Origin of the sequence: Marinobacter excellens LAMA 842, from assembly GCF_001574445.1 — a bacterium.
GTDB classification, from domain to species: domain Bacteria; phylum Pseudomonadota; class Gammaproteobacteria; order Pseudomonadales; family Oleiphilaceae; genus Marinobacter; species Marinobacter shengliensis.
Window position 1 is genome coordinate 472,987 of sequence record NZ_LOCO01000001.1, and the last position, 9,664, is coordinate 482,650.

The 9,664-nt window shown below is 58.8% G+C and carries 10 protein-coding genes; 5 read left to right on the plus strand and 5 right to left on the minus strand.

Annotation, left to right across the window (positions count from 1 at the left end; all coding sequences use genetic code 11):
- Complete coding sequence (locus J122_RS02085; RefSeq protein ID WP_061330926.1) at positions 1–2,043, plus strand: ATP-binding protein; 2,043 nt, start codon at positions 1–3, stop codon at positions 2,041–2,043.
- 5 nt (positions 2,044–2,048) lie between these two features.
- Positions 2,049–3,356, plus strand: a complete 1,308-nt coding sequence (locus tag J122_RS02090) for a DUF3422 family protein (RefSeq protein WP_061330927.1) — start codon at positions 2,049–2,051, stop codon at positions 3,354–3,356.
- A gap of 6 nt (positions 3,357–3,362) precedes the next feature.
- On the opposite strand, the gene J122_RS02095 is transcribed toward J122_RS02090, so the two are convergent.
- Positions 3,363–4,142 (minus strand): ATP-binding protein, encoded by a 780-nt coding sequence (locus tag J122_RS02095; protein WP_061330928.1) that lies wholly within the window; start codon positions 4,140–4,142, stop codon positions 3,363–3,365.
- Positions 4,143–4,267: 125 nt separating this feature from the next.
- Between J122_RS02095 and J122_RS23725 the strand changes: the two genes are divergently transcribed.
- Both J122_RS23725 and J122_RS02100 read left to right on the plus strand, forming a co-directional pair.
- Entirely contained in the window at positions 4,268–4,693 is a 426-nt protein-coding gene (locus J122_RS23725) for a transporter substrate-binding domain-containing protein (RefSeq protein ID WP_227510047.1), read from the plus strand.
- On the plus strand, positions 4,690–6,948 hold the full coding sequence (locus J122_RS02100) for a diguanylate cyclase (protein WP_227510048.1): 2,259 nt from the start codon (positions 4,690–4,692) through the stop codon (positions 6,946–6,948). Before J122_RS23725 ends, J122_RS02100 begins: the two co-directional genes overlap by 4 nt.
- Positions 6,949–6,997: 49 nt before the next feature.
- Here the strand turns inward: J122_RS02100 and J122_RS02105 are convergent, their stop codons facing one another.
- The 3 genes from J122_RS02105 to J122_RS02110 all read right to left on the minus strand — a co-directional run bounded on the left by J122_RS02105 (position 6,998) and on the right by J122_RS02110 (position 8,138).
- Positions 6,998–7,576 (minus strand): outer membrane beta-barrel protein, encoded by a 579-nt coding sequence (locus tag J122_RS02105; RefSeq protein ID WP_061330929.1) that lies wholly within the window; start codon positions 7,574–7,576, stop codon positions 6,998–7,000.
- A gap of 137 nt (positions 7,577–7,713) precedes the next feature.
- Entirely contained in the window at positions 7,714–7,836 is a 123-nt protein-coding gene (locus J122_RS24915) for a hypothetical protein (protein ID WP_264753565.1), read from the minus strand.
- Positions 7,833–8,138: a hypothetical protein gene (locus J122_RS02110; RefSeq protein ID WP_227510049.1), complete on the minus strand. Its 306-nt coding sequence runs from the start codon at positions 8,136–8,138 to the stop codon at positions 7,833–7,835. Before J122_RS02110 ends, J122_RS24915 begins: the two co-directional genes overlap by 4 nt.
- Positions 8,139–8,439: 301 nt before the next feature.
- Here J122_RS02110 and J122_RS02115 point away from each other — a divergent pair, with 301 nt between their 5' ends.
- Positions 8,440–9,033, plus strand: a complete 594-nt coding sequence (locus tag J122_RS02115; protein ID WP_061330931.1) for an ATP-dependent zinc protease — start codon at positions 8,440–8,442, stop codon at positions 9,031–9,033.
- Here J122_RS02115 and J122_RS02120 read toward each other — a convergent pair.
- The gene (locus J122_RS02120; protein ID WP_227510050.1) at positions 9,030–9,578 is read right to left on the minus strand and encodes a DNA ligase; all 549 of its coding nucleotides are present in this window, start codon (positions 9,576–9,578) and stop codon (positions 9,030–9,032) included. The genes J122_RS02115 and J122_RS02120 overlap by 4 nt on opposite strands.
- Positions 9,579–9,664 lie beyond the last annotated feature (86 nt).

The following is a 9,664-nucleotide window of genomic DNA, read 5'->3' on the forward strand; positions in this document are numbered from 1 at the left end:
TTGAGCCTTAAACGCCAGCTGTTCCTCGCCAGCCTGCTGATGCTGCTGATACCCTGGGCCGGGCTGAAGTTTGTGCTGGAACTGGATGACGCCCTGCGCCAACAGGCCCTGCAACAGCTCCAAGAGCGGGGCCAGCGGATGGCAAACCTGGCCGGCGACCTGCTGCTGGGGCAACCCGCCATCACCACCCCGAACGCGCTCTACGCCAGCCCGGCAGAAACCCCGATCAAACCCGACGGCCATGCCGACGACTGGCCCGGTTACGATGAGCCCGATCACCTGCAGCCCTGGCAATCGGCTGAGCCCCTGCCCGTGCCGGGCGAACCCCACCTGCGATGGCAGGCCGCCAGTGATGGCCGGCACCTGTTCCTGTTGGTCCAGATGCAGAACCAGGCCATGCAACTGTTTCAGCAGAACCGGCCTGACCAACCCCATGATCGCTTTGAGCTGGTGCTGCAACCGCCGGTCACCAACCTGCAACAGCCGGTGCCACGGCAACGCTGGACACTACGAACCTCAGCGCCGGGCAGCGTGAATGCCATTCGGGAAGACCGCCAGCAGACTCCGGATTATCGGGTTCAGGGTGCCTGGCGGGATCGGGGGTCTGGCTGGCAACTAGAGCTGCAGATGCCGCAGCCTGCCCGTGGCAGCTTGCTGGGCTTCCAGCTGACCCAGGGAGGCCAGGACGCCTCCGTACCCGGCACCGGCATTGAACCACCACCCCCGCTGGTGCAGCGGATCCCTGAACTGGAACGGGCACTTGCGGACCAGCTCGGTGATGGTCAGCAAGTCACTTTGGTTGAGCCGGCGGGGTGGGTGATTGCCCATCACCGGCATCCGGCCACTGGCCAGGGCCCGGACTTCGATGATCTGTCTCCCGTGCAAGTACTTGAGAAAATCACCCTCAACGCCCTGCGCGCCCTGATTCGGCTCTACCAGCCGGAGCCCACACCGCTGGGCGAAGCCACCCATAGGCTGATCACCGGTGGCCTGCCAGACAATCACCTGGTCAGGCGCAATGACGGCTCGGTCTGGCTGGCCACCGAGCATGATCTGTTTGGCGGTCGCTCGCTGGTACTGGAACAATCCCTCGATCAACTGCTCACCGTCTCCGGCTCGGCCCTTGGCAGCGTCCTGGCCCGCAGCCTGCTCATCATTCTCGCGTTAACCCTGGTGCTGCTGGGTTATGCCAGTTGGTTATCCTGGCGAATTGCCCGCCTGCAACGCCTGGTCAGCGCCAGCGTGGACGAAGATGGCCGGATTCTGAGCCAGGTGCCCGGCGCCAGAACCCAGGATGAACTGGGGCAACTGCAACAGCATTTCAGCCAGATGGTGGAACGGCTGCAGAGTTATAACCACTACCTGGAGAGTTTTTCCCGCCGGCTGTCCCATGAGCTGAAAACCCCCGTGGCGGTGGTCAGGTCGTCCCTAGAGAACCTCGCCCATAACAGCTCCGAGCAGGAACGGCAGCAATACCTGGAACGGGCCGCCGGGGCTACCGAGCGGCTGCGCCGAATTCTCAACAGCATGAGTGAGGCCGCGCGGCTCGAGCAGAGCTTCGACCAGGCTGACAAAGAACGGTTCGACCTGTCCGAGGTGGTCGCGCAAGCCACCGAGGCGTACCAACAACTGGATGCCGACCACCAGATCCGTTACCAGATTCCCGAAGCCGAATGCCCACTGATGGGCTCACCGGAAATGCTGGTGCAAATGCTCGACAAGCTGGTGGATAACGCCCGGGATTTTACCCCCAAAGGCGGCGCCATAGAGGTCAGCCTGCAACGCCATTCGGACCACTACCAATTGTGTGTGTTCAACGAGGGCTCGCAATTGCCGGAACACGCCGGCGTGGATATTTTTGGCGCCTTTGTCTCCCAGCGCCAGGGCCAGAGCGAGGGGCACCTGGGGCAGGGGTTGCTGATCGTACGTCTTATTGCCGACTACCATGGTGGCCATGTGGAGGCCCGAAACACCCGCGAAGGTGGCATTGACGGGGTGAGCTTCCGGGTTATCATCCCGGTATACCACCCGGAAACAGGATAAACATTGTGAGTGCCGAAACGTCATCCCTGGATTTTCATCCCTTGCGGGCAGACCTTTACCAGGAACTGCACTCACGCCCCTTCCAGGTGATTCCTTCCACCGCCCGGGTGACCCACATTGCCGTGCTGGTCACACCGGAGCAGCGCCGAACACAGTTCGCGCATCTTCAGCGGCTGCACCGCCTGCTGGGCGAGCCCTGGCCGGAACAGGAAGTCAGCTGCTATGAGCACAACTTCGGCAAGCTGCGCGTCCGGCGTGAAGTGCATATGGAGTTTGCCTCTTACACTTTTATCAATCTTGGCATTTCCAGCGCCGAACCTTTTGCCGAGACCGGCATCAGCTCGTTACCAGAGGGGTGGCTAGAGCAGCTGGAAGGAACCATCGTCGGGGCCTTCCACATTGAGGTGCGCCCGTCGGAAGAGGACGCCCGCAGCGAACTGGCGTACATGCGCAAGTATTTCGAAGGTATGCGCCTGATCGGCAGCAGCCCGCAGGAAGGCGCCGCCCGTGTGCTGGGCTCATTTCAGTTGCACAGCGACCATTTCGGCCGCTTTATGGTGCTCAATCACAAAATGTCCAACAGCCAGCTGGGCCGCCTGGTGCAGCGCCTGATGGAGATTGAAACCTACCGGCTGATGTCGCTGCTAGCGCTGCCACTGGCCCGGGAAATGACGCCCAGCCTGAACGACATGGACCACGAGCTGGCCACCATCACCCAGTCCCTGGCGGATAACGAATCCCTGGACGAACAACAGATACTCGCCGAACTCACCCACATTGCCGCCCGAATAGAAGCCTACCGGGCCCACTCCACCTTCCGTTTTGCCGCTACCCGGGCTTACCACGAACTGGTGCTGACCCGGCTGGAAGAACTGCGGGAAGACGAAGTCTCCGGCCACCTGACCATCAGCGAATTCATGACCCGCCGGCTAACCCCGGCGGTGAAAACCTGCGAAGCGGTAGGGGAACGGCTCGAAGACCTGTCCCGCCGTGTAGACCGAGCCTCCGACATGATGCGTACCCGGGTGGAACTGGCGATCCAGAGTCAGAACCAGCAACTGCTGAGTTCCATGGACCGCCGTTCCCGCATTCAATTGATGATGCAACACACAGTCGAAGGCTTCTCGGTTGTGGCGATCTCCTACTATCTGATCAGCCTGCTCAAGCTTGGCCTGGACGTACTGCAGGATAGCGGCCTGGCGTTCAACAAATCCCTGGTACTGGGCGTGGCCATACCGGTGATCATGGTGCTGGTATTCCTGGGCATCCGGACCATCCACCACCGGTTTATCCGCATGGCCCGCCGGCAATAGCCGGCGTCAGCTGAATCTGGGGTCCCCGGCAAACTGGCGGTAAAACTGCTGGGCCGTGCGACCGTTGCGCACCCCTTTGCCGGTGGCAAACCGGATGGCCTCCTGGTGCAGTTGCGAGCGCTCTGCCACCTCCGGAAACAGCGCGTCCACCGCCTGCAGATAGACATCTTGGGAAAACGGATAAAACGACAGCTGCAGCCCGAACCGGTCCGCCAGTGATACCTGTTCTTCAATGGCTTCCGCCGGGTGCAGTTCGCCGTCGCGCACCTCGCTTTTCAGGTTGTCACTCATGAATTCCGGCATCAGATGCCGGCGGTTGGAGGTGGCATACACCCGCACGTTCTCCGGGGGCAGCTCCAGTGATCCCTCTAGCACGCTTTTCAAGGCCTTATAACCGGACTCCCCCACATCAAACGACAGGTCATCACAGAAGATCACAAAGCGGTACGGCAGCTCGCAGATGTCGTCGACAATCTCCGGCAGGTTCACCAGATCATCCTTGTCCACTTCAATCATGCGCAGGCCATCAGCCTGGTAACGGTTCAGCAACGCCTTAATCAGGGACGACTTTCCGGTGCCCCGAAAACCCCAAAGCAGCGCGTTGTTCGAAGGCTCCCCTGCGAGGAAGCGCTCCGTGTTCCGGGCCAGGGCCTGTTTCTGCCGGTCAATACCCGTGAGATCGCCCCAACTGATTGGATCCAGCCGGCGAATGGCCCGCAGGCCGGAGCGGTGCCGGCGCCACACAGCGGCCGGAATCTGCTGCCAGTCAAAACCCGTTTCTGTCATTCCCCTACTCCATCAAAGGCGTGCCGTTTCATAGCCTGAATCTGTATTCAATATAGCCACACACCACTGTCAAAGGTTACGATCTGCAACTACACTGGCACTGTTATTCACAGGGAAGGTATACCTTGCAAAGCCGCCTGCCTCAACCGCCCCAGCGAAAATTCTGTGCTGCCTGGCTAACGCTGGCCACACTGATGATTGCGGTGCTGACGTTCGCAGCCCGGGCGGAAGAGCCGGAGAGCTCGTCTCCCGTTGTCACAATTGGCGTGGTGGCCGACAACGAACCCTACACTTTTTTTGAAGGTCGCAATCCAGCCGGGTTCTCCATTGACGTCCTTCGGGAAGTGGCCAGCAAAAGCAACCTGGTCTTTGATTTTCGTGCCGGTAGCTGGCCAGACATCTATGCGGCCTTCCTGCGCGGAGATCTGGATGCGATAGACGGTATTTCCTGGCGTCCGGACCGTGCTGAAAAGGTCCTGTTCTCCGAACCTTATCACTACCGCGAAATTTACCTGAGGATTTCCGTATTGGTGTTCTCACCGACAACTTGAACCTGTTCAATCAGATTCAGGCCGGGCTGAATGCCGTACCGGAGGAAAAACTGCAGCACCTGCTGCAGCGTTGGCAGGAGTTTGGCGGTTTGACCGGCTCCACAGGTACAGAGCTGGCCCTCAGCTCGCAACAACGACAGTACCTGGCGAGTCTGGGGCCGGTTCGGATCGGATTCATGGATGATTATGCGCCGTTCAGTTTCACCGACGGCGGGCGGGTCAGAGGTCTGAGCGTTGATATCATGAACCGGCTGGTTGACCTGACTGGCCTGCAGGCTATTCCTGTCAGCGGCCAGTGGGACGAACTGATTCCCATGCTCAAGAACGGCGACATTGATGTCATGGCCAACATGTCCCATCGCCCGGAACGGGAGTCCTTCGCCCACTTCACCTCGCCCTATCACATCATTCCCAACGTCATCTTTACCCGGGATGAGAGTCTCAACTACCAAAATCTTGAGGACCTGAAGCACTATCGGGTTGGACTGGGCGCGGGCATCTACTATGAGGAAACGCTTCGGCAATTGCTGAGTAACGGCACATTGCTCAGCTTCCACTCACAGCAACCCATGTTCCAGGCGTTGGCGAGCGGCGATGTGGATGTCGTTATCGGAGCCCTGCATTCGGGCAATTACTGGATCCGGCAACTGGGTATCAGTGGCACCCGAATCGCCGGAGAACTTCAGCTCCCGGGCTTCAGTGGCGAGGACCTTCGCTTCGGGGTGAGACCAGCCCTGGCGCCGCTGGCAGACATCCTGAATCAGGCACTGACCAGCATTACGCCAACGGAACAACAGGTGATCGAAACCCGCTGGCTCGGCGCCAGCAACCAGCCCTCGCTGAACACAGCGGAACTGGTGCACTGGACAGACACCGAGTCCCTATGGCTGGAACAACGGAATCGGGAAATTCGCATCTGCGCAGACCCGGACTGGATGCCCCTCGAAGGCGTGAGGGATGGTAAACACACCGGCCTGGCCGCAGATGTGCTTGAGCTGTTCAGCCAACGAGGTAACCTGCGTTTCCGGCTGGTGCCCACCAGCAACTGGCAGGAAGCCATTGCCGCGGCGAAGGATCGGCGTTGCGACATGTTCCCGATGGCCATGCGTACACCCGAAAGGTCCGTTTATCTGGACTTCACCTCACCCTATCTGGAAGTACCAAACGTGGTGATTGGCCGTATTGAGGCCCCGTTCATTCAGCGTCTCAACGAGCTGGAGGGCGGCCGCGTTGGCATTGTGGAAGGCTACGCGTTTGCCGAATTGCTGCGCAAACGCAATCCATCCTTGCAACTGGTTACCGTAGAGTCAGAGCAAGAAGGCCTGAGAAAACTTCAGAACCGGGAGCTGATCGGCTATGTCACTACACTGGCCACCGCCAGTTACTACATGCAGTCAATGGGCCTGGCGGACCTGAAGGTGATTGGCCGGGTACCGGCCGACTGGTCACTGGCGATCGGCACCCGCAATGACGAACCCACGTTACACGGCATCATGCAGAAACTGGTGTTGAGCCTGACACCTGCAGAGCGCACTCAGCTTGAAAGCACCTGGCGCAACCTGCGAATCGAGGAACGCGTGGACTATACCCGGTTCTGGCAAATACTTTCGCTGGGCCTGCTGGCCACCGCCCTGCTGGTCTACTGGAACCGGAAACTCGGCCGTCTCAATCGGGAACTTGCCGAGGCCAATACCGCTCTGTCCCGTCTGAGTGTGACCGATAACCTCACAGGCCTGGGCAACCGCACCTACTTCGACCGGGAGTTCTCCAACAGCTTTCAATGGTGCCTGCGGCACCAGACCGGCTTTGCGGTTGCCATGGTCGACGCGGACCATTTCAAGAAGATTAATGATAATTGGGGGCATGAGGCTGGTGACCGGTGCCTGGAATCTCTGGCAAATACCATGCGCGAACATTTCCGCCGCGACACTGACCGTCTGGCACGGTTTGGTGGAGAAGAGTTTGTGATTTTTGCCAGTTATCAGGATGCAGATGACATAAAGGCTCGGCTGAACCGGTTCCGCGAGGAAGTCGCAACCCGGCGCTGTGATACCTGCAAGGATAAAGGGATTGATCTGACCGTCAGCATTGGCCTGGCATTGGGGTTTCCAACACCAGAGCACACATCTGCGGAATATCTCCGGCTGGCCGACCAGGCGCTATACACCGCCAAGCGTAACGGCCGGAACCGCCTGGAGGTTATTCCAGCAGGGCAAACATCGGGACCAGACGAAGCCGAACACCCTAAGGCGTAAAGAAAGGGGCGCCGGCCTGCTACAGCCGGCGCCCCAAACCCGCAACGAGTCAGAACTGGTACTTCAAGCCAACCCGGCCGGTGTCGAAATCCGGACCATTATTGGTAATCTGGCCATTGAAATCGTCTTCATCGATATCCACGTTGTAACGGGCATACTCGGCGAAAGCGGTCAGGCTATTGGTCACCCGGAAATCCACACCGGCGCCAATAAACGGATTGACCTCGTCATAGGTTTCACTCTCATCGAAGGCATCCACATCAAAGGCCGAAGCGAATGCACCGGCCTTCGCATACACCCCGAAACTCTGAGTGAGAGGCAAACGGCCAACAGCACTCAGGCCAACCCCTTTGAGCTTGGCTTTAACGTCGTCATCGCCGAACTTGCCGAAATCAATGTATTCCGCTTCCAGGGCAAAGAACTCATTGAACTGGTAACCCAGCGCCGCGCCCAGCAGATCGTTGTCATCCTTGAATTCACCGCCGTGGGATTTGTAGCCCCCGTAGCTACCACTGATGTAAGGCCCTGAGTTATCCCGGCTCACTTTATCCTGCGCCCAGACGGCAGGTGCTGTCAGTACAGCAGCAGACAGAACCGTGGCACACGCAAAACTGGCTTTGTAGCTCATAACGCGTTTCCTCTGTGGTTGGGTTTTCCATTCGTCGAAACGAACAATCCGGATGTCTCTATCCCGATTGCATGGGCCTACCCTACAGAGATAACGGCTAGCTGGGAGTTAAAACCTTACTAAGAATCATTCATGTTTCAGTCATGTTCGGCAATGAAAAGGTGCACACGCTTCAACTTCATCGCGCCGTGATGCATCCCGTGGGCCACCAGCTCCGCCACACCCAGCCACCAGTGGGTATTGTTATCCGGTCCTTTCATGACAGCCACTCCTGCAATTGCTGACTCACCAAGGGGTGATGGGCCAGGCGAATATGGTCAACACCAGGAAAATTGGCGATGCCCGCCAGTTCCCAGCCTTCACGGCGTTCACCACGGGCGCTGGATTGATGCACCAGGGCATCGCCAAACAGAACGTTCACAGGGTGCTGTTCGCCCTTGGCGAGCAGTCCGCTGATCACGTAATGCCGTGCACCCTGCAACAGCGGTTGATCCGAAGTTCCCGGTTCAAACACATCCCCCCGCGACAAGTTGCGGATACCCTCGCTGCGAAGGTCAATCACCCAGAAAGCCGCTGGCAATGGCCGAAATGTGCTTCTGGACTCGCCCAGCGGAAGGAACAGACACCATGGCTAGTCTCCCGTGTGTATTTTCAGTGTACGCCCTTTGCGGTGCATTACACTGGCCATTTTCGGGCCAGAATGGCGGCCCCGGAGCAAATCCGGCGAGACAGGCTCACGGTTTGTTAATCTGCCCGAAAGGGCTACAGGCGACCGACCCTGATAACCTTGCTGGAATTGCACAGAAACGGACCGGCCCGTGCCGCTCCACCTTTTCAGATTGACCAGCCAAAGGAAGCATCCAATGCGATCTGCTGTCATCGCCCTGACCAGCCTCTTGTTCTCTGCCAACCCGGCCACGGCCGAGACTCAGTCACAAGCATCGGCGGAGCCGGAAGTGATGGGCTTTGTGGAGTGGGTGGTGATGGGCGAGACCGGCATCCGGTTAAAAGCACGCCTGGATACCGGCGCCAAGACCTCGTCCCTGCATGCTGTGAATGTGGAATCTTTCGAGAAGGACAACGAGGAATGGGTGCGCTTCCAGCTCCCGCTGGGTGACCACGAAGACCAGCCCAGCGAGGGTGATCTGAAACACGACGAAGTGATTCTGGAATTTGAGCGGCCGGTCTATCGCACCGTACTGATCAAACGCAAGGGCGCCCCCTCACAGCGGCGCTATGTGGTCGAAATGGACTTCTGTCTCGGCGGCAAGGTCCATGAAACCCAGTTTTCCCTCACCGACCGGGGCAAATTTTCCTACCCGGTACTTTTGGGCCGCCGACTACTCCGGGATGACAACATCCTGACCGATTCCGGCCGCACCTTCATCGCTGAACTGGAGTGTGAATACAGCACGCTGGAGGAGCTGGCCCAGAGCAGCAAGGCCATCTCGCCCTAATCGGCCTTCGGCACCGGTTCAACATTCCGGACCCGAAGAAAGCTGGCAAATCTCGGCAAGCCGGTGGCGGTCAAACCACGGTAGCGGAAGGTAATGATTGAGCCAATCGCCGGCGGGTTGCGCCTGTCCGCATCGGTAAACCCGGTTCCGATGCGAAACTGCCGGCCATCGTACAGCTCCACTTCCAAAGCCCCCATCAGCCCCTCGTACTTGCCCTTGCCCGGCAGGTGACCAACGACTTTCGCTTCCGCATCCTCATGGGTTTTCACTTTAAGCAGATCATCGGAACGACCGGCCTGATACCGGCTGTTTCTTCGCTTTAGCATCAACCCTTCAGCACCGGCAGCCACCACCTGTTCAAGCTTTGCCATCAGTTCCGAATGGCTGGCAACCGGGCGCTGCGCCACCAATTCCAGATACTCAGAGCCAGAGGCTGCAACCAGCTGTTCCAACTGACGGTAACGCTGCTCGAACACGGTTTCAGGCTGTGGCAGATCAAACACATGAAACCTCACCTGACGCCACTCCCGATCCCCCTCTGTCAAGGTAGTTGGAACCCCACCCGATGTTAGACTCTCTAAATGAAGTGGGGCGAGACAGAGGTTTTTATGAAGTATTCACCGGAACGCCG

Bases quoted from the DNA above. Each gene is read 5' to 3' on its own strand.
- J122_RS02095 (WP_061330928.1), bottom strand. From the start codon at position 4,142: ATGACAGAAACGGGTTTTGACTGGCAGCAGATTCCGGCCGCTGTGTGG.
- J122_RS02105 (WP_061330929.1), bottom strand. From the start codon at position 7,576: ATGAGCTACAAAGCCAGTTTTGCGTGTGCCACGGTTCTGTCTGCTGCT.
- J122_RS24915 (WP_264753565.1), bottom strand. From the start codon at position 7,836: ATGAAAGGACCGGATAACAATACCCACTGGTGGCTGGGTGTGGCGGAG.
- J122_RS02115 (WP_061330931.1), top strand. From the start codon at position 8,440: ATGCGATCTGCTGTCATCGCCCTGACCAGCCTCTTGTTCTCTGCCAAC.